This is a genomic window from Geodermatophilus sp. SYSU D00814, from assembly GCF_054050055.1.
Genome location: NZ_JBJGYP010000001.1, coordinates 220,121 through 239,887, shown reverse-complemented (window position 1 = coordinate 239,887; position 19,767 = coordinate 220,121). Strand labels below are relative to the sequence as shown.

15 protein-coding genes are annotated in these 19,767 nt (G+C 75.0%); 12 read left to right on the top strand and 3 right to left on the bottom strand.

Annotated elements, in window-relative coordinates:
* Positions 1-106: 106 nt before the first annotated feature.
* The 10 genes from ACI780_RS01140 to hpf all read left to right on the top strand — a co-directional run bounded on the left by ACI780_RS01140 (position 107) and on the right by hpf (position 13,425).
* Positions 107-1,063: a DUF808 domain-containing protein gene (locus tag ACI780_RS01140; RefSeq protein ID WP_457000465.1), complete on the top strand. Its 957-nt coding sequence runs from the start codon at positions 107-109 to the stop codon at positions 1,061-1,063.
* 80 nt (positions 1,064-1,143) lie between these two features.
* Entirely contained in the window at positions 1,144-2,319 is a 1,176-nt protein-coding gene (gene manA, locus ACI780_RS01135) for a mannose-6-phosphate isomerase, class I (protein ID WP_456871970.1), read from the top strand.
* Positions 2,320-2,523: 204 nt separating this feature from the next.
* Positions 2,524-4,803 (top strand): hypothetical protein, encoded by a 2,280-nt coding sequence (locus ACI780_RS01130; protein ID WP_457000464.1) that lies wholly within the window; start codon positions 2,524-2,526, stop codon positions 4,801-4,803.
* A 133-nt stretch (positions 4,804-4,936) separates the two neighbouring features.
* Positions 4,937-5,737, top strand: coding sequence for a GmrSD restriction endonuclease domain-containing protein (locus tag ACI780_RS01125; protein ID WP_457000463.1), 801 nt, complete (start codon positions 4,937-4,939; stop codon positions 5,735-5,737).
* Positions 5,738-5,884: 147 nt separating this feature from the next.
* Positions 5,885-7,354, top strand: a complete 1,470-nt coding sequence (gene ahcY / locus ACI780_RS01120) for an adenosylhomocysteinase (protein WP_456871967.1) — start codon at positions 5,885-5,887, stop codon at positions 7,352-7,354.
* Positions 7,355-7,574: 220 nt separating this feature from the next.
* On the top strand, positions 7,575-8,282 hold the full coding sequence (gene mtrA / locus ACI780_RS01115) for an MtrAB system response regulator MtrA (protein ID WP_089402256.1): 708 nt from the start codon (positions 7,575-7,577) through the stop codon (positions 8,280-8,282).
* 22 nt (positions 8,283-8,304) lie between these two features.
* On the top strand, positions 8,305-10,044 hold the full coding sequence (gene mtrB, locus ACI780_RS01110; RefSeq protein WP_456871966.1) for an MtrAB system histidine kinase MtrB: 1,740 nt from the start codon (positions 8,305-8,307) through the stop codon (positions 10,042-10,044).
* Positions 10,041-11,762 (top strand): LpqB family beta-propeller domain-containing protein, encoded by a 1,722-nt coding sequence (locus ACI780_RS01105; RefSeq protein ID WP_457000461.1) that lies wholly within the window; start codon positions 10,041-10,043, stop codon positions 11,760-11,762. The genes mtrB and ACI780_RS01105 overlap by 4 nt, the downstream gene beginning before the upstream one ends.
* A gap of 73 nt (positions 11,763-11,835) precedes the next feature.
* Positions 11,836-12,588: a ComF family protein gene (locus ACI780_RS01100; RefSeq protein WP_457000459.1), complete on the top strand. Its 753-nt coding sequence runs from the start codon at positions 11,836-11,838 to the stop codon at positions 12,586-12,588.
* A gap of 81 nt (positions 12,589-12,669) precedes the next feature.
* A complete protein-coding gene (hpf, locus tag ACI780_RS01095) occupies positions 12,670-13,425 on the top strand; it encodes a ribosome hibernation-promoting factor, HPF/YfiA family (RefSeq protein WP_456871963.1) in 756 nt (251 codons plus the stop codon).
* 40 nt (positions 13,426-13,465) lie between these two features.
* Here the strand turns inward: hpf and ACI780_RS01090 are convergent, their stop codons facing one another.
* Together ACI780_RS01090 and ACI780_RS01085 are read right to left on the bottom strand one after the other, a co-directional pair.
* A complete protein-coding gene (locus ACI780_RS01090) occupies positions 13,466-13,984 on the bottom strand; it encodes a GNAT family N-acetyltransferase (RefSeq protein ID WP_457000457.1) in 519 nt (172 codons plus the stop codon).
* Positions 13,985-14,096: 112 nt separating this feature from the next.
* Complete coding sequence (locus ACI780_RS01085; protein ID WP_457000455.1) at positions 14,097-14,489, bottom strand: pyridoxamine 5'-phosphate oxidase family protein; 393 nt, start codon at positions 14,487-14,489, stop codon at positions 14,097-14,099.
* 42 nt (positions 14,490-14,531) lie between these two features.
* On the opposite strand from ACI780_RS01085, the gene ACI780_RS01080 reads away from it, so the two are divergent.
* On the top strand, positions 14,532-15,233 hold the full coding sequence (locus ACI780_RS01080; RefSeq protein ID WP_457000454.1) for an SDR family NAD(P)-dependent oxidoreductase: 702 nt from the start codon (positions 14,532-14,534) through the stop codon (positions 15,231-15,233).
* Between the two features lie 60 nt (positions 15,234-15,293).
* On the top strand, positions 15,294-18,377 hold the full coding sequence (gene secA, locus ACI780_RS01075) for a preprotein translocase subunit SecA (RefSeq protein WP_457000453.1): 3,084 nt from the start codon (positions 15,294-15,296) through the stop codon (positions 18,375-18,377).
* A 96-nt stretch (positions 18,378-18,473) separates the two neighbouring features.
* On the opposite strand, the gene ACI780_RS01070 is transcribed toward secA, so the two are convergent.
* Positions 18,474-19,763 (bottom strand): M23 family metallopeptidase, encoded by a 1,290-nt coding sequence (locus ACI780_RS01070; protein ID WP_456871958.1) that lies wholly within the window; start codon positions 19,761-19,763, stop codon positions 18,474-18,476.
* Between the last annotated feature and the right edge of the window lie 4 nt (positions 19,764-19,767).

Sequence of the window (19,767 nt, the reverse complement as noted above, 5' to 3'; positions counted from 1 at the left end):
GCGCACCGGCGACCCCCGTCACCGGAGGTCCACCGGACGTGCGCGTTCCGACCCGCCGCCTCCGGGTACTGGCACCCGGACCGCTCACCGACTGGAAGGACCTCCCGTGGCCGGTGGACTCGTGGCCCTGTTCGACGACGTGGCGCTCATCGCCCGCGCCGCCGCTGCCTCCATCGACGACGTCGGCGCCGCCGCCGGGCGGGCCGGCGTGAAGGCCGCCGGTGTCGTCGTCGACGACACCGCGGTCACCCCGCAGTACGTGCGCGGGCTGTCCGCCGAGCGCGAGATCCCGATCATCCGGCGCATCGCCGTCGGGTCGCTGCGCAACAAGCTGCTGATCATCCTCCCGGCGATCCTGCTGCTCAGCGAGTTCCTGCCGTGGCTGCTCACCCCGATCCTCATGGTCGGTGGGGCCTACCTCTGCTACGAGGGCGCCGAGAAGATCTGGCACCGGCTCCGGGGCGGCCACGACGACCACGCCACCGCCGAGGAGGCGGCGCCCGACGAGGAGAGCCTCGTCCGCGGGGCGGTGCGCACCGACCTCATCCTGTCGGCGGAGATCATGGTGATCTCGCTCAACGAGGTGGCCAGCGAGGGGTTCTGGTCCCGCGCGGCCATCCTCGCGGTGGTCGGCGTGCTCATCACCGTCCTCGTCTACGGCGTCGTCGCGCTCATCGTGAAGATGGACGACGCGGGGCTGCGCCTGTCGCGGTCGCAGCGCAAGGGCGTGGCCGGGCTGGGCCGCGGGCTGGTCAAGGCCATGCCCAGGCTGCTCACCGCCCTCACGGTGGTCGGCACCGTCGCGATGCTGTGGGTCGGCGGCCACATCCTGCTCGTCGGCAGCGACGAGCTCGGCCTGCACGCCGTGTACGGCTTCGTGCACCACCTCGAGGAACTGGCGCACGAGGCCACCGGTGCTCTCGGCGGGGTCGTGGGCTGGCTGGTCAACACCGCGGCCAGCGCCGTCGTGGGACTCGTCGTCGGCGGGCTCGTCGTGCTGGTCCTGAGCCTGACGCTGCACCGGCGCAAGGACCCCGCCGCCCCCGGGACGACGACGCACTGACCGCAGGTCCGCCCCCTTCGAGGGGGGAGGCGGGAGCGGACCGTCCGCGTCCGCTGCGCGCGCCAGTAGCCTCCACGCCGATGTGGCAGCTCAGCAGCGCGGTCCGGCACTACCCCTGGGGTAGCCGCACCGTCATCCCCGAACTGCTCGGCCGGCCCAGCCCGGCCGAGGAGCCCTACGCCGAGCTGTGGATGGGCGCGCACCCCGACCAGCCGAGCGTGCTGGCCGACGGCCGTCCCCTCGACGCGGCCATCACCGCCGACCCCGACCGGCTGCTCGGGCCGGCGGTCGTCGAGCGCTTCGGTCCGCGGCTGCCGTTCCTCATGAAGGTGCTCGCCGCCGACCGGCCGCTGTCGCTGCAGGCCCACCCCACCATGGCCCAGGCGCGGGCGGGCTACGCCGCCGAGGAGGCGGCCGGCGTCCCCAAGGACGACCCGGCGCGCACCTTCAAGGACCCGTGGCACAAGCCGGAGCTGCTGCTCGCGCTGACCACCTTCGAGGCCCTCTGCGGCTTCCGGCCGGTCGAGGAGTCGCTGCACTGCCTGGCCAAGCTGCAGCTGCCCGAGCTCAAGCCGACCATCGCGGCGCTGGCGCGCGGCGGCCTGCAGGCGGCCATCCCGCAGCTGCTGGCGCTGTCGGGCAAGCGGCGCACGCACCTGGTCGAGGTCGTCGCCCACCGGGCGGCCGGCTTCGTCGCCGCCCACGACCCAGAGTTCATCAACACCTACCGCTGGGCGACGACGCTGGCCGAGGCCTACCCGGGCGACCCGGGAGTGGTCATCTCCCTGATGTGCAACCACCTCAAGCTGGCTCCCGGTGAGGCGGTGTTCCTGCCGGCGGGCAACCTGCACGCCTACCTCTCCGGTGCCGGCGTCGAGGTCATGGCCAGCTCCGACAACGTGCTGCGCGGCGGGCTGACCAGCAAGCACGTCGACCTCGCCGCGCTCATCGAGGTCCTGGACTTCTCCGACGGCAAGATCCCGGTCCTGCACCCGGTGCTGGGTCCCGGCGGCCTGCGCTACCCCGTGCCGGTCGACGACTTCGACCTCACCCGCGTCCAGCTCGACGAGCAGGCCGGCCCCCTGGGCACCCGCGGCCCGCAGGTGGTGCTGTGCACGGAGGGCCGCGCGGTGCTCGGCGGACCCGACGGCGAGGTGGTGGTCGAGCGCGGGCAGTCGGCGTTCGTGCCGGCCGGCGTCCCGGTCACCGCCCACGGCCCGGCGGTCCTCTACCGGGCCACCACCAACCTGCGGTGACGCGGCGTCCCGGACCCACCCGGGACCCCGTCCGGCCGTGCCGGTGCACGGTGGCCGTGGTCACACCGGTGTACGGGAGGAACGGCACAGGACAGGATCTCGGGACGTGACCGTCTGCCGACCCCCGTCCCGCCGGCCCAGCGGCCCCGCGCCCGTCGACCGCGAGCGCGCCGGCCGCACGCCTGCCGCGCACCGGGGGAGCCGGTGACCGCCTCGACGTACGACGACGAGGTCCGCGCGACGGTCGTCGCCCCGGAGGACCGCACGGCGCCGTCGGGCCCCTCGCGGGTGCGGCCCGCCCGGCGCCGCCGGGTGCCGGAGTGGCTGGTCGCCCTGGCCGTGGGCGTCGTGACGTGGCTGGTCGGGTGGCTCCCCTACCTGCTCGGCGAGTTCGTCTACTACGCCGGGGACCAGTACGACCAAAACATGCCGATGTGGCACCGCTTCGGCGAGGACCTGCTGGCCGGGCGGTGGCCGGTGCCCATGGACCCGGCGGCGTGGATGGGCGGCAACAACGCCGGCGAGGCGCTGACCGGCATCTGGAACCCGGTCAACCTGGCCGAGTTCGTCCTCGTCTCGCGCTTCGACGACCTCGCGCTCGCCGCCGCCGTCGTCTCGGTGCAGTTCCTCGGCCTGCTCGCCATGGGCACCTTCCTGCTGGCCCGCAGCCACGGCGCCCACCGCTGGCCGGCCGCGGCGGTGGGCGTCGCCGTCCCGTTCTCCGGCTTCGCGCTCTTCTACGAGGCCGGGGGCTGGCCGTACCACCTGATGGCCTTCACCTGGGTCACCTGGTTCTGGTGGGCGGCGCACCGACACACCCGGGGCCGGCTCAACCCGCTCGTGCCGGTCGTGTTCGGCGCCCTCGCCATGACGACGGGCAGCCCCTACGGCGCCTGCGGCGTCGTCGTCGTGCTCCTCGGCCTGGCCGTGGAGCTGCTGGTCCGGCGCCGGACCGGCCGGCTGGTGCACCTGGCCGTGGTGGGCCTGTGCGTCGGCGCGGTGGCGCTGCCGGTGTACCTGCCGCTGCTGGCCACCAACGAGGTCTCCTGGCGCTCGGACCTGGCGGGCCTGGCCAACGACACCTTCCTCGTCCCCGACCTCGGCGACCTCGCCGCCGGCAGCTCCCCGAGCTACCTGCCCTCGATGACGTACTGGGAGGGCGTCCTCGAGACCCGGCCGTCGGTCTACCTCGCCTGGTTCGTCCTGCCGCTGCTGCCGTGGCTGCGGTGGGACCGGCTGCGCCGTCGCCTGCGTCTCCTGCTGGGCACCGTGGTGACGGGGAGCGTCTTCCTGGTGCTCACGCTCGGCCCGTCCAACCTGTGGCTGTTCCGCTGGCCGATCCGGTTCGTCGACTACCTCTACCTGTCGGTGGCGGTCCTGTTCGCCGTCGCGCTCTCGGCGGGGCTGACCACGGCTGCCTGGCGCCGCCGGGCCGTTGCCAGCGCCGCGATCGTCGGCGGCGGGACCTACCTGGCGTGGGCGGTGCAGCCGTCGGGGCTGGGCGGGACCCACCTCACCGCCCTGGCGCTCGTCGCCGCCGGCACCGCCCTCGCCGTCCTCGCCCACCACCGGCGCGGCCTGCCCGCGCTGGGGGCCGTCCTGGTCGCCGGGACCGCGGCCGTCGTCGCCCTGCAGGGCGGCACGTTCCCCTACCGGCCGGACGGCGTGCTGTGGCGGGCGCCGTCCGACGTGGCGGCGATGCAGGAGGGCGCCGCTCCCTACCGGGGGACGGTCCTGCAGGTGGCCACGATGAACGGCGTCACGACCGAGCAGATGCGCCGCGGCGAGCTCCTGTTCGGCAACATGCAGCAGCTGGTCGGGCACGAGACGGTCGGCAGCTACACCGGCATCGGGTTCGACGAGTTCGGCGACGAGCTGTGCATGGGTTACCGCGGCGAGCCCTGTGCCGACGCGTGGGACCGGCTGTGGCAGCCCACCGGGGAGGGCGTCCCGGTGCCGCTGGTCGACGCGCTGCGGGTGTCCACCCTCGTCGTGCAGCGCGTCCTGGTGCCCGACGTCGCCGACACCCCGCCGCCGCCCGGGTGGGCCGTCGCCGAGGTCAGCGACGCGCGCGTGGTCTGGGTGCGCGAGCAGCCGCTGACCGGCGAGGGGCGGGTGTCGTGGTCAGCACCGGGCGTCGACGTCGTCGAGGACACCGCCCGGCTCGACCGCGAGCTCGTCGGCTACCGGTCCGACCGCGAGGTCGTCGGCTACCGGGCCGATGCGGCCGGGGAGGTCCTGTTCGCCCGGCTGGCCTGGCCGGGGTACACCGCGACCGTCGACGGCCGGCCCGTCGAGGTGACCGACGGGCCGGCCGGCCTGGTCAGCGTCGAGGTCCCGGCCGGGGAGCACGAGCTCGTCCTCCGGTACGAGGCCCCGGGGCTGCGGACCGGCGCCCTGGCAGCCCTCGCCGCGGGCGTCGTCGCGGTGGTGCAGGCCGTCGTCTGGTGGGCGACCGGGCGCCGCCGCCGCCGGCGTCGCTGACGGCCCGTCCCGGGCGTGGCACCCACGTCGGCGACCGGATCCGGCCTAGCGTCGGGACTCCCCGCATCCCGGGAGTCCCGTGCACCCGCGTCCCCGTCCCGTCCCGCGCCGCCTCCTGGTCACGGCCGTCGCCGTGGTCGTCGGCAGCGGGCTCGCCGGCTGCGACGTCGTCGACGAGCCGGCGGCCGCCCCGCCCGGTGCCGGGACCAGCGCCCTGGAGGCGCTGGACTCCGTGCCGGTGCGCGGCCGGGCGCCGCGCACCGGCTACGACCGCGACGAGTTCGGCGAGGCCTGGGCCGACACCGACCGCAACGGCTGCGACACCCGCAACGACGTCCTCGCCCGCGACCTCACCGCGGTGCAGTTCCGGCCGGGCAGTGACTGCGTCGTCGTCGCGGGCACCCTGGCCGACCCCTACTCCGGCCGCACCATCGAGTTCCGCCGCGGCGAGGGCACCAGCGAGGCGGTGCAGATCGACCACGTCGTCGCGCTGTCGGACGCCTGGCAGAAGGGCGCCCGGGAGTGGGACGACGCCCGCCGGACCGAGTTCGCCAACGACCCGCTGAACCTGCTCGCCGTCGACGGGCCGCTCAACCAGGCCAAGGGCGACTCCGACGCCGCCACCTGGCTGCCGCCGGACCGCTCCTCCCGCTGCGCCTACGTGGCCCGCCAGGTCGCGGTCAAGCTCGAGTACGGGCTGTGGATGACCGCCGCGGAGCGCGACGCGGCCGCCACGGTGCTCGGCACCTGCCCGGACGAGCCGCTGCCCGGCGGCACCCCGCTGCCGGCCCAGCAGACGCCGCCGCCGGACCGGCAGCCGTACGCCGACTGCGCCGCGGTCCGGGCCGCGGGCGCCGCGCCGATCCGCGAGGGCGAGCCCGGGTGGAACCCGGCCCTCGACGGCGACGGGGACGGGGTCGGCTGCGAGTCCTGAGGCTGCGGCGGGCCGGCGGTATGCTCGACGACGGCACGAGCCCCGCCGAAGCCTCGGCATGCTCGCTCTCCCCGCCGTGCGCGGGGATCGCAGCGAACACGCATCCGACTCGCCCGGCCTCGCGACCGGGCCGATCCCTGGAGCGACATGACCAGCACCCTGACCGGTGGCGACTTCAAGGTCGCCGACCTCTCCCTGGCCGGCTTCGGCCGCAAGGAGATCTCCCTCGCCGAGCACGAGATGCCCGGCCTGATGGCGCTGCGCGCCGAGTACGGCGACGCGCAGCCGCTCGCCGGCGCCCGGATCGCCGGCTCCCTGCACATGACCGTGCAGACCGCCGTCCTCATCGAGACCCTCGTCGCGCTCGGCGCCGACGTCCGCTGGGTCTCCTGCAACATCTTCTCCACCCAGGACCACGCCGCCGCCGCGGTCGTCGTCGGCGACGGCACCCCCGAGCAGCCCGCCGGCGTGCCGGTGTTCGCCTGGAAGGGCGAGACGCTGGAGGAGTACTGGTGGTGCACCCAGCGGCTGTTCGAGTTCCGCGACGAGGACGGCGCCGTCGTCGGCCCGAACATGCTCCTCGACGACGGCGGTGACGCCACGCTGCTGGTGCACCTGGGCACCCGCTTCGAGGCCGAGGGCGCCGTCCCGGAGACCACCGGGTCCGACTCGGAGGAGTACGGCGTCATCCTCGCCGCGCTGCGCGAGAGCCTGGCCGGCGACGCCGGCTACTGGACCCGCATCGGCCAGGGCATCCGCGGTGTCACCGAGGAGACGACCACCGGCGTCATGCGCCTGTACGAGCTGGCCCGCGACGGCCGGCTGCTGTTCCCGGCGATCAACGTCAACGACTCGGTCACCAAGAGCAAGTTCGACAACCTCTACGGCTGCCGCCACTCGCTCATCGACGGCATCAACCGCGCCACCGACGTCATGATCGGCGGCAAGGTGGCCGTGGTGTGCGGCTACGGCGACGTCGGCAAGGGCTGCGCGGAGTCGCTGCGCGGCCAGGGCGCCCGGGTGATCGTCACCGAGATCGACCCGATCAACGCGCTGCAGGCGGCGATGCACGGCTACGAGGTGGCCACGCTCGACGAGGTCATCGGCAAGGCGGACTTCATCATCACCGCCACCGGCAACCGCGACGTCATCACCGCCGAGCAGCTCGCCCGGACCAAGCACCAGGCGATCGTGGGCAACATCGGCCACTTCGACAACGAGATCGACATCGCCGGGCTGGCCCGCACCCCGGGCATCGAGCGGACCACCATCAAGCCGCAGGTCGACGAGTGGCGGTTCGCCGACGGCCACACGATCATCGTGCTCTCCGAGGGCCGGCTGCTGAACCTGGGCAACGCCACCGGGCACCCCAGCTTCGTCATGAGCGCCTCGTTCTCCAACCAGGTGCTCGCCCAGATCGAGCTGTGGGGCAACCGGGCCGCGTACGAGGGCCGGGAGCCGTCGGTCACGGTGCTGCCGAAGAAGCTCGACGAGCACGTGGCCCGGCTGCACCTCGCCGCGCTCGGCGTGCGGCTCACCGAGCTGACCAAGGTGCAGGCCGACTACATCGGCGTGCCGGTCGAGGGTCCCTACAAGAGCGACCACTACCGCTACTGACGGAGGGCCCCGCGCGCCACGATCAGGTGACCTGATCGTGGCGGGTCCTCCCTCACCGTGCGGCGTCCTCCCTCACGGTGGGACGTGGGGGAGGACGCCCGGGGATCAGGTCACCTGATCCCGGCTCCACCCGGCCCGATCCGGGCACCATGGGCGGCGCCGGACCGGCACGCCGGTCCGGCGCCGCCGTGATCGGCCCGTGACGTCGCAGAATGGTCTCGTGCCTCCGACCGCAGCGAACAACGGGCCCAGTCGCGGCCGCGTCCTGGTCGTCGACGACGACGCCGCCCTCGCCGAGATGCTCGGCATCGTGCTGCGGCGGGAGGGCTACGACCCCGCCTTCGTCTCCGACGGCAACCGGGCGCTGTCGGTGTTCCAGCAGACGCGGCCCGACATCGTCCTGCTCGACCTCATGCTGCCCGGCCGCAACGGGCTGCAGATCGCCCAGGACATCCGGGCCCAGTCCACCGTCCCGATCGTCATGCTCACCGCCAAGGGCGACACCATCGACGTCGTCCAGGGTCTCGAGGCCGGTGCCGACGACTACGTGACCAAGCCGTTCAAGCCGGTGGAGCTGGTGGCCCGGGTGCGCGCGCAGCTGCGCCGCGGCGAGACCGGGCAGGCCGAGACGCTGGCCATCGGCGACGTGCAGATCGACGTCCCGGCCCACCAGGTGACCCGCGACGGCCAGGCGATCGCCCTCACCCCGCTGGAGTTCGACCTGCTGGTGGCGCTGGCCCGCAAGCCCCGCCAGGTGTTCACCCGCGAGCTGCTGCTCGAGCAGGTGTGGGGCTACCGCCACGCCGCCGACACCCGGCTGGTCAACGTCCACGTGCAGCGGCTGCGCGCCAAGATCGAGCGCGACCCCGAGAAGCCCGAGATCGTGCTGACCGTCCGCGGCGTGGGCTACAAGGCCGGCCCGCCGTGACCTGCGCCCCGCGGGTGCGCCGGTGAGCACCACCGAGCGGGCCGCCCCCGCCGCCGAGGACACCGACGACACCGGGGACACCGGGGTCCCCGCGCCGGCCGCACCGCGCACCGCCCGGCGGCTGCCGCGCGACCTGCCCACGCTGCGCCGCGGCGTGCGCCGGCGGGCCGGCCGGGCCCGGCGGGCCGGCCGCGCGCTGCTGGCCGCCGCGGTCTCGGCCTGGCGGTCCTCGCTGCACGTGCGCATCGGCGCGATCACGATGGTGGTGGCCGGCACGGTCGTCGTCATCGTCAGCCTGGTGCTGTTCAGCCAGATCCGCACCCAGCTGCTCACCGTCAAGGAGCAGGCGGCCATCGACCAGGTGCAGTCGGGCGTCTTCTACGCCCAGACCGAGGTGGTCGGCATCGCCGCCGGGGACGCGGCCAGCGTGCGGACGACGCTGGACCGCACCGTCAAGCAGCTGCTCACCCGGGGCGGGTCGGCCGGCAGCTTCGACGTCGTCATGGTCTACCGGACCGGCGACACCGAGCGGCCGCCGGCGTCCAGCCGGCCCGGGATCTACTCGGCGCTGCCCGACGGGCTGCGCGCCGACGTCCGGGGCGGCGGGCAGTCCTACCAGTACGCGATGGTCCCCAACCGGTCCGGCCAGCCCCGGCCGACGCTGCTGGTCGGGTCCCAGGTCCCCGGCGGGGCGTCGTCGGCGGGCCAGATCGAGCTGTACTACGCCTTCCCCCTCGACCAGGAGGAGGAGACGCTCTCGCTGATCCGCAGCACGGTGGCGATCAGCGGCATCGCGCTGACCCTCTTCGTCGCGGGCATCGGGGTGCTGGTCACCCGGCTGGTGGTCGACCCCGTGCGCCGCGCGGCCGGCACCGCGCAGCGGCTGGCCGAGGGGCAGCTCGAGGAACGGATGGCCGTCCGCGGCGAGGACGACCTGGCCCGGCTGGCTACCAGCTTCAACGCCATGGCCGACAGCCTGCAGCGGCAGATCACCCAGCTGGAGGGCCTGTCGCAGTTGCAGCAGCGCTTCACCAGCGACGTCAGCCACGAGCTGCGCACCCCGCTGACCACCGTGCAGATGGCCGCCGAGGTGCTCCACGAGTCGCGCGGGGACTTCCCGGCGCACGTGGCCCGCTCGGCCGAGCTGCTGCACGAGGAGCTCGACCGCTTCGAGCGGCTGCTGTCGGACCTGCTCGAGATCAGCCGCTACGACGCCGGGGCCGCCGTCCTCGACTGGGCGCCCACCGACCTCGGCGTCCTCGTCGGGCGGGTGACCGACGGGATGTCGGCGCTGGCCGAGCGGCACGGCTGCGAGCTGCAGGTGACCTGCCCGCCCGACCCGGTGATCGCCGAGGTCGACGCCCGCCGGGTGGAGCGCATCCTGCGCAACCTGGTGGGCAACGCCATCGAGCACGGCAGCGGCAAGCCGGTCGAGGTGACGCTGGCGGCCAACCGGACGGCGGCCGCGGTGACCGTCCGCGACCACGGCGTCGGGCTGTCCTCGGCCGACGCGCAGCACGTCTTCGACCGGTTCTGGCGGGCCGACCCCTCCCGGGTGCGCACCGTCGGCGGCAGCGGCCTGGGCCTGTCGATCAGCCTCGAGGACGCCCGGCTGCACGGCGGCTGGCTGCAGGTCTGGGGCCAGCCGGGGCTCGGCGCGCAGTTCCGGCTCACCGTCCCGCTCAGCGCCGGTGCCGACCTGACCAGCTCCCCGCTGCCCCTGCGCCCGACGATCGTGCGGCGGCCGGCGGTGCGGCGGTGAGACGCGGCCCGGCCGTCGTCGCGGCGCTCGTGCTGGGGCTGCTCCCGGCCTGCTCCACCGTGCCCTCCTCGTCCTCGCCGGTGGCGATCACCGAGGCGCCGACCCGGCCGGCCGGCGAGGTGGGCATCGAGCCGATCGGCCCGGCCCCCGACGCCCCGCCGGAGGAGATCGTGCGGGGCTTCGTCGACGCCGCGGCCAGCACCGTGCAGCGGCACCCGGTCGCCCGCGACCACCTGACCCCCGACGCCGCGGCCACCTGGTCCGACGAGACCGGCATCACCCTGGTCGGCGCCGACTACGCCACGGTCACCACCGACGCGGGCACCGTCGCCATGACCGGTGAGCTGGTGGGCACCATCGATCCCCGCGGGGTGTTCACCGCGGCCTCCGGCACCGGGGTGTTCACCCACGAGTTCGCCCTCGCCGAGGTCGGCGGGCAGTGGCGGATCGCCAACCCGCCCGAGGGCCTGGTCATGCTCGTGCCCGACTTCGAGCGGCTCTACGACGACCTCGCCGCCTACTTCGTCGACCCGACCGGGCAGCGGGTGGTGCCCGACCCGCGCTACCTGCTCGGCGGGGAGGCCCAGCCGACGACGCTCGTGCAGCGGCTGATCGACGGCCCGTCCCCGGCGCTCGCCGCCGGCGTCGACAACGCCCTCGCCGGGGTCACGCTGACCCGGGCGGTGACCGTCTCGGGGTCCACCGTCACCGTCGACCTCGCCGGCCTCGGCGACACCCCGCCGGCCCAGCTGTCGCAGCTGTGCGCCCAGCTGGTCTGGACCCTCGACCAGCTCGACGGCGTCAGCTCCGTGGAGATCGCCACCAACGGCGACCCGCTGCCACTGGAGGGCCCGCCGGCCGTGCAGCGCTCCGACGACTGGGCCGCCTTCAGCCCCGAGTCGGTGCCCGCCGACGCCGGCGGGCACTACCTCGACGCCGGGCGGCTGATGACCGTCGACGCCCAGCCCGCGCCCGGACCGGCCGGCACCGGCGCCTACGCCCTCACCGCCGCCGCGGTGTCGGCCGACCCCCGCACCAGCGCGCTGACCGAGATGGTGGGCGTCTCGGTCAGCGGCGGGACGGCGTCCCTGCTGGCCGGCCGCTACGGCCAGGACCTCGCCCCGGTGATGCCCCCCGCGGGCCGGCTGTCGGTGCCCACCGTCGCCGCGACCCGGTCGGAGTTCTGGGTGGTCCGCGACGAGACGACCGTCGTGCGGGTGCCCGCCGGCGGGTCGCCGCAGCCGGTCAACGCCCCCACCCTGGCCGAGCGCGGCCGGGCGACGGCGCTGCAGCTCTCGCCCGACGGGGTCCGCGCCGCCGTCGTCGTCCGCAACGGCGACACCTCCGACCTGTACGTGGGCATCGTGGTGCGCTCCGACGACGGGTCGGTCGTCCTGCGCGACCTGCGCGAGGTCGTGCCGTCGCTGGGCGCGGTCTCCGACGTCGCCTGGCGGACGGCCGGCCGGCTCATGGTGCTCGCGGCCGACGGTGGGGAGGAGGGGGTCCGGCCCTTCCTCGTGGGCGTCGACGGCTGGGGGCTGGAGGAGGTGCCCACCGCCGGTCTGCCCAGCCCGCCCACGGCCCTGGCCGCCGCACCGGGGCAGGACCCGCTGGTGAGCGCCGGCGGCTCGGTGTGGGAGCTGTCGGGCGGCACCTGGGTGACCCTCATCCGCGGCCAGCAGCCGGTGCCCGGCACCGAGCCGTTCTACCCCGTGTGAGGTCGGCGGCCGGCCCGTCCACAGATCCCTCGGCGGCCGCCCGGGCGGCCGCCGCCCGCCGCAGGGTGGAGCGGTGCGCGCGCTCGCGGCGGCCCTCGCCGACCTCGTCCTGCCGCGCACCTGCGCCGGCTGCGGTGTCCCCGGGCCGGTGCTGTGCCGGCGCTGCGGCGCACTGCTGACCCGGCCGCGGGAGGCCGCACCGCGGCGGGTGCCGTGGGGGATGCCGCCGACCGTGGCCGCCGGCGCCTACGCCGGGCCGGTGCGCCCGGCGGTGGTCGCCTTCAAAGAGCGCGGCCGGGCGGAGCTGGCCGGGCCGCTGGGCGCCGCGCTGGCCCTCGCCGCCGGCGTGCACGCCGCGCTGCTGCCCGGCCGGCCGCTGCTGCTGGTCCCGGTGCCGCCGAGCCGGGCCGCGCTGCGGGCGCGCGGGCGCGACCACGTGCGCGAGCTCGCCGTCGCCGCCGTGGCCGAGTTGCGGGCGGCCGGCGTCGACGCCCGGCAGGCCCGCCTGCTCGCCCGCACCGGCCGGGTGCGCGACTCGGCCGGGCTGGGCGCCGCCGAGCGGCGGGCCAACCTCGCCGGGACCTTCACCGCCCGGCGGGCCGCGGTGCCGTCCGGAGCGGTGCTCGTGGTCGTCGACGACGTCGTCACCAGCGGCGCGACGCTCACCCAGGCGGCCGCCGCGCTGACCGCGATCCGCCGCGACGGCGACGTCCCGCTGCTGGCCGCCGTGGTCGCCGCCACCCCGCGACCGGCCGCCCGCGCCCTTCCCGCGCGGCCACCCGGGGGGTCGTCAGACCGATCCCGGATGGCCGCCGGGGAGTCATAGCGAGACCGTCTCGATCGACTGTCCGGCCCCCTGGACAGCGACTAGCGTGGCATCGGTCACACCCGACGACCGGGAGGTCCTATGGAGATCGTGGTCCGTGGCCGCAACGTCGAGGTGCCGGAGCACTACCGGCAGCACGTGGAGGACAAGGTCGGCCAGCTCGAGCGGTTCGACGGCAAGCTGTCCCGCATCGACGTCGAGTTGTTCCACGAGAAGAACCCCCGACAATCCGCCAACTGCCAGCGCGTGGAGATCACCCTGCGCGGCAAGGGCCCCGTGGTCCGCGCCGAGGCCAGCGCGCCGGACTTCTACGCCGCCCTCGACCTGAGCTGCGCCAAGCTTGACAACCGCCTGCGCCGCGCCAACGACCGTCGGCGCGTGCACCACGGCCGGCGCACGCCGCCCAGCGTCCGCGTGTCCGCCGCCGACGCCGCCCCGCTGCAGACCCCGGCGGTGGGCGTCCCCGACCTCGACGAGCAGCTCGGGCAGCAGCCCGGCCTGCAGGTCGACGGCGAACCGCTGGCCACCGACCCCGACGAGCACCTGCCGGGGCGGGTCGTGCGGGAGAAGCACCACCCCGCCACCCCGATGACCGTCGACCAGGCCCTGCTCGAGATGGAGCTCGTGGGGCACGACTTCTACCTCTTCCACTGCGCCGACACCGGCCGCCCGACGGTCGTCTACCGGCGGCACGCCTTCGACTACGGCCTCATCCGGCTCGTCGACCCGCCGATCGGCGAGGCCGGCACCGCCGCATCCAGCACCGCCGCGTCCACCACCGCCGGGTCGGCCTCCGCCCGACCCGCCCCGACCGAGCCCACGGTCGTCCCGCGCTGACCCCTCGCGGGGACCCGGCCACCTCGCCGGGTCCCCGCGCTCAGTCGCCGGCCACCCGGCCGAAGAGCACCGCGTCGCCGCGCGTGCCGTCCGGGTACTCCAGGCACCGGCGCACCACGCCCTCCTCGGTGAAGCCCGCGCGGCGCGCCACCGCCTGCGACGGGGTGTTCGCCACGTCGGTGAACAGGTGCACCCGCGGCGCCCCGCGGGTCAGCGCCCAGACCGCCAGCCCCGCGGCGGCCTCCGCCGCGTAGCCGCGCCGGCGGGCCCACGGGGCGATCCAGTAGCCGATCTCCGGCCCCAGCCGGCCGCCGGTCAGGTGGTGCAGGCCGCAGGCGCCGACGAACGCGCCGTCGGCCTCGATCGCGCAGCCGAGGTCGGTGCCGGCGGCGCGGCCGCCCGGGGCGACCCGCAGCACGAAGTCGGCGGCGGAGTCCCGGGTGTAGGGGGAGGGCAGCGCGGTCAGCCAGCGCCGGGTCGTCGGGTCCTGGCAGGCCCGGAAGACGGGGTCGACGTCGTCCTCGCGCATCGGGCGCAGCAGCAGGCGGGCGGTGCTCACCACCTCGGTGGTGAGGTCGACGCCGGTCAGCGAAAGGACCCCGTCCCTCTCATCGCTCGCGCGCTCGCGACGAGCCTCCGGACGGGGCCGAGGAGCGGTCATGCCCTGATGGTCACGCGTTGCCCAGCACCCGGTCGACCGAGATCTCCAGGACCACCCGCTGCGGGTTCTCCCGCGGGGCGCGGTAGCGCTGCGCGTAGCGCGCCTCGGCGTCGGCCACCGACGCGGCGTCCTCGCGGACCACGGCCGTCCCCTCCAGGGTCAGCCACCGCCGGCCCTCGACCTGGCAGACGGCCACCCGCGCCTGCCCGTCGCGCACGTGCCGCGCCTTGGCCGACCCGCGCGAGGTGATCACCCGGGCGGTGGCGGTGGCGGGGTCGAAGGTGACGCCGACGGGGACGACGTGCGGGCTGCCGTCGGCGCGCAGCGTGGTGAGCGTGGCCAGGTGCCGCTCGGTGAGGAAGACGAGCAGTTCCGGCGCGAGATCGTGCGGGTCGTGGGCCACGCGGAGAGGTTAGGGGGCCGGGACGGCGGGCACCGGCCGCCCGTGGAACTGGCGGGGGCGCGGGTGCTGGTGGCCGGTGCGACGGGGGCGCTGGGCGGGGACCTGGCGCGGGCGCTGGCCGGGGCCGGCGCGCGGGTGGCGCTGACCGGGCGCGACGACGGCCGGCTGCAGGCGCTGGCCGCCGAGCTCGGCGGCGCCCCCGCGCGGGCCGCGGACGCCGTCGACGTCGAGGCGGTCCGGGCCGCGGTGCGGCACGCCGCGGCGGCCCTCGGGGGCCTCGACGCCGTCGTCGTCGCGTGGGGCGTGGTCGCCTTCGGGCCGGCCGCCGAGGCCGACGACGCGGTCACCGAGGAGCTGTTCGCCGTCAACACGCTGGCGCCGATGAGCCTGGTGCGCGCCGCGCTGCCGCACCTGGCCGACGGGGGCGCCGTCGTCCTGCTGTCGGCGATCGTGGCCGACGCGCCCACGCTGGGCATGGCCGAGTACTCGGCGAGCAAGGCGGCGCTGTCGGCGTGGGCCGCGGTGCTGCGGCGGGAGCTGCGCGGCCGGTCGATCGCGGTCCTCGACGTGCGGCCGCCGCACGTCGACACCGGCCTGGTCGACCGGGCGCTCGCCGGCACCCCGCCCCGGCTGCCCGCCGGGCACGACCGCGGCGAGGTGGTCGGCGCGGTGCTCGACGGCCTGCGCGAGGGGGCCCGGGAGGTCGTCCTCGACCCGCGGGAGAGGCGCCTGGTCCGGCGCTGAACCGCCGCGGGCCGCGTGCGGCCTCCCCGGCATGCCCGGCGGGCCGCCTACGCTGGACCCGTGGTGTTCTCGAGGATCCTCCGTGCCGGAGAGGGCAAGCTCGTCCGTCGACTGGAGCGGATCGCCGACGCGATCGACCTGCTCTCCGACGACGTCGCCGACCTGACCGACGCCGAGCTGCGCGCCAAGACCGACGAGTTCAAGCAGCGTCTGGACGACGGCGAGACCCTCGACCAGCTGCTGCCGGAGGCCTTCGCCGTCGTGCGGGAGGCCGCCACCCGGACGCTGGGCCAGCGGCACTTCCGGGTGCAGCTCATGGGCGGTGCCGCGCTGCACCTGGGCAACATCGCCGAGATGCGCACCGGTGAGGGCAAGACCCTGACCGGCGTGCTGCCGGCCTACCTCAACGCGCTCACCGGCGAGGGCGTGCACGTGGTCACGGTCAACGACTACCTGGCCAAGCGCGACGCCGAGTGGATGGGCCGGGTGCACCGCTTCCTCGGCCTCAGCGTCGGCACCATCCTGTCCGGGGAGAAGCCGGCCCACCGCCGCGAGCAGTACGCCTGCGACATCACCTACGGCACGAACAACGAGTTCGGCTTCGACTACCTGCGCGACAACATGGCCTGGTCCAAGGCCGACCTCGTGCAGCGCGGCCACCACTACGCGATCGTCGACGAGGTCGACTCCATCCTCATCGACGAGGCCCGCACCCCGCTGATCATCAGCGGCCCGGCCGAGTCGGCCGGCAAGTGGTACGTCGAGTTCGCCCGGATCGTGCCGCTGATGAAGCGCGACCAGCACTACGAGGTGGAGGAGGCCAAGCGCACGGTCGCCGTCACCGAGGAGGGCGTGGAGTTCGTCGAGGACCAGCTCGGCATCGACAACCTCTACGAGGCGGTCAACACCCCGCTGATCGGCTACCTGAACAACGCGCTGAAGGCCAAGGAGCTCTTCCACCGCGACCAGCAGTACATCGTCAGCAACGGCGAGGTGCTCATCGTCGACGAGTTCACCGGCCGCGTGCTGGCCGGCCGGCGCTACAACGAGGGCATGCACCAGGCCATCGAGGCCAAGGAGAAGGTGCAGATCAAGGACGAGAACCAGACGCTCGCCACGATCACCCTGCAGAACTACTTCCGGCTCTACGAGAAGCTCTCCGGGATGACCGGCACCGCCCAGACCGAGGCGGCCGAGCTCTCCCAGACCTACAAGCTGGGCGTCGTCCCGATCCCGACGAACCGGCCGATGGTCCGCGAGGACCGCTCCGACGTCATCTACAAGACGGAGAAGGCGAAGTTCGACGCCGTCATCGACGACATCGCCGAGCGGCACGAGGCCGGCCAGCCGGTGCTCGTCGGCACCGCCAGCGTCGAGAAGTCCGAGATCCTCGACAAGCTGCTGCTGCGCCGGGGCATCCCGCACGAGGTGCTCAACGCGAAGAACCACGCGCGGGAGGCGGCGATCGTCGCCCAGGCCGGCCGGCTCGGCGCGGTCACCGTGGCCACCAACATGGCCGGCCGCGGCACCGACATCCAGCTCGGCGGCAACCCCGAGTTCATCGCCGACGAGGTGCTGCGGGCCCGCGGCCTGTCGCCGTCGGAGACCCCCGACGAGTACGAGGCCGCCTGGGACGAGGCGCTGCAGGCGGCCAAGGACCAGGTCAAGGCCGAGCACGAGGAGGTCGCCGAGGCCGGCGGCCTGTACGTGCTGGGCACCGAGCGGCACGAGAGCCGCCGCATCGACAACCAGCTGCGCGGCCGGTCGGGCCGGCAGGGCGACCCGGGGGAGTCGCGGTTCTACCTCTCCCTCGGCGACGACCTGATGCGCCGGTTCAACGGCCCGATGCTCGAGTCGATGATGACCACGCTGCGCGTCCCCGACGACCAGCCGATCGAGTCGAAGATGGTCACCCGGGCCATCCGCTCGGCGCAGACGCAGGTCGAGCAGCAGAACTTCGAGGTCCGCAAGGACGTCCTCAAGTACGACGAGGTCCTCAACCGGCAGCGCACGGTCATCTACGACGAGCGCCGCAAGGTCCTCGACGGCGAGGACCTGCACGAGCAGGTGCAGCACATGCTCGACGACGTCGTCGGCGCCTACGTCGACGGCGCGACCGAGACCGGCTACGCCGAGGACTGGGACCTCGAGAAGCTGTGGACGGGGTTGAAGTCGCTGTACCCGGTGGGCCTGGACCAGGCGGAGCTGCTCGACCGCGTGGCCGACGGCGAGCAGGCCGCGCTGACCGCCGACGTGCTCAAGCGGGAGCTGCTCGACGACGTCCACCGCGCCTACGACGAGCGCGAGGCGGCGCTGGGCGCGGAGGTCATGCGCGAGCTCGAGCGGCGGGTGCTGCTCAGCGTGCTCGACCGCAAGTGGCGCGAGCACCTCTACGAGATGGACTACCTGCGGGCCGGCATCCACCTGCGCGCGATGGCCAACCGCGACCCGGTCGTGGAGTACCAGCGCGAGGGCTTCGACATGTTCTCCGCGATGCTCGACGGCATCAAGGAGGAGTCGGTCGGCTTCCTGTTCAACCTCGAGGTCAAGACCAAGGAGCAGCAGGAGGCCGAGGCCCGCGCCCAGCAGGCCGAGGCCGAGGCGAAGGCGCTGGCCGCCGCGCAGGAGGGCACCGCCCGCGTGCTCGCCCGCCAGCGCGCCGCCCAGGAGGCCGCCGCCCGGGAGGCCGCCGCGGCCGCTGCCGCCCCGGCCCCCGCTCCGGCGGACGGGGCCCCGGTCGAGGGGGACGGCGCCGCGCCGGCTCCCGCCGCCGCCCCGGTGCCGGTGGCCAAGCCGGCGGCCAAGCCCGCCGCCCGGCGCTCGACGGGCGCCCCGGCGGGCCGGCCGGGCGTGCGCAGCGGTGGCCGGCACGCGGCTCCGGCGGACGACGCGCCGTCCCCGTCGGCCTCCTCGCCGTCGGGCACCGGCCCGCAGCTGGCGGTCAAGGGCCTCGACGAGCCGCGCCGGCAGGAGAACCTGAGCTACTCGGCGCCGTCGCTGGACCCGTCGGCGAAGGAGAGCGGCCGGGCGAAGGCGGCCAAGACCGCCACCGTCACCGGCACCAAGGAGCCGGCCCGCAACGCGCCGTGCCCCTGCGGGTCGGGCAAGAAGTACAAGGCCTGCCACGGAGCCGCCGGCCGCTGACACCGGCACCGGCGACACCCTCCGGCGCCCCGCCGACCCGTCGAGGTCGGCGGGGCGCCGTCGTCGTCGCGCTGGTGCCCGGCGTCCGCTGCCCGGTCAGGACTCCGGGAAGTCCAGGACGTCGAGGTCGAGCGGGAACTGCTCCGTGCGCGGTTCCGGCGCCGGCCGGAGGTGCACGTCCCAGACCCCCTCGAGCGAGGTGGCGGCGGCGAACTGGTCGGCGTCGAGGGCGCCGACGAGGTCGAAGGCGTCGTAGGTGTAGGGCAGGCCGCTGGAGCCGAGGACCGAGGTCCCGTCCATGAGGTGGAAGTGCAGGTGCGGGGCGGAGGTGTTCCCGCTGTTGCCCAGCAGTCCCAAGACCTCGCCCCGGCGGACCCGGTCACCCGGCTCCACGGTGACCGACCCCGCCTGCAGGTGCGCGTAGAAGGCGTGGTGGCCGTCCCCCAGGTCCAGGACCACGTGGTTGCCGTCGACGTTCGCCAGCGTGATGGTCGACGGGTCCGGCAGCTGACCCGGCACCTGGTCGGGGAGGTCGTCGAGGGTGGCCACCACGGTGGCGTCGGCCACCGCGAGGACCTCGGCACCGTACGCGTGGTAGGACTCCACGGCCGCCGGGTCCCCGGTGACGAGCCGGCCCTCGTCGTCGAGCCGCATGTAGTCGATGGCGAACCGCTGGGTGTCGGCGAGGTGACCGTTCACCGGGAGGACGGTGTCGCGGTGGATCCCGTCGGCCCCGCAGCAGCCGTTGATGGCCACCCAGCGGTCGCCGGCGAGGGGCGGTCCGAGGACGGGCGGCGTGCCGGACAGTTCGTAGGGCGCGGCGGTGTAGTCCAGCGTCTCGGGTCCGTCCCCGCCCAGCGGCACGGTGGTGAGCACGAAGCGGTGGACGAGGGACGCGGGGACCTCGGCCGGTGAGCCGAAGGACACGTGGAGGAGGGCGAGCCGGGACACGAAGGGCTCGATCTCCAGGGAACCGGCCGGTGTCTTGCCGGTGAGGTCGCGCAGGACGTCGGCGAGGTCGGTGCCACCGACGACGGCGACCTCCCTGTCCGGGTCCTCGCCGTCGAGCACGCGGATCTCCTGCAGCGTCGCCGGCTCGGGCCTGGCGTTGGTCAGCTGGATCTCGTAGACGACGTGCAGCCGGCCGTCGGTGCCGAGGACCGGTGCCGATCCCGCGTCGAGGGTGGACGCCACCACCGGGGTGAACTGGTCGGCGGCCGGGGCCGGAGCACCGGTCGGACCCGCCGGTGGGGTGGCGACGCCGCCGGCACCGGCGACGGCACAGCCGGCGGTGAGGAGGACCGCCGCCAGGGCGGCCGCCCATCCGGAGGACCGGAGCCGGCCGCTCCCGGAGTCCGGCCGTGGCGTCACGTCGGTCGTGCCCATGGGG

Excerpts from the sequence above, each read along its gene's own strand:
- hpf (WP_456871963.1), top strand. The coding sequence starts at position 12,670 with ATGGAGATCGTGGTCCGTGGCCGCAACGTCGAGGTGCCGGAGCACTAC.
- ahcY (WP_456871967.1), top strand. The coding sequence starts at position 5,885 with ATGACCAGCACCCTGACCGGTGGCGACTTCAAGGTCGCCGACCTCTCC.
- ACI780_RS01070 (WP_456871958.1), bottom strand. The coding sequence starts at position 19,763 with ATGGGCACGACCGACGTGACGCCACGGCCGGACTCCGGGAGCGGCCGG.
- manA (WP_456871970.1), top strand. The coding sequence starts at position 1,144 with ATGTGGCAGCTCAGCAGCGCGGTCCGGCACTACCCCTGGGGTAGCCGC.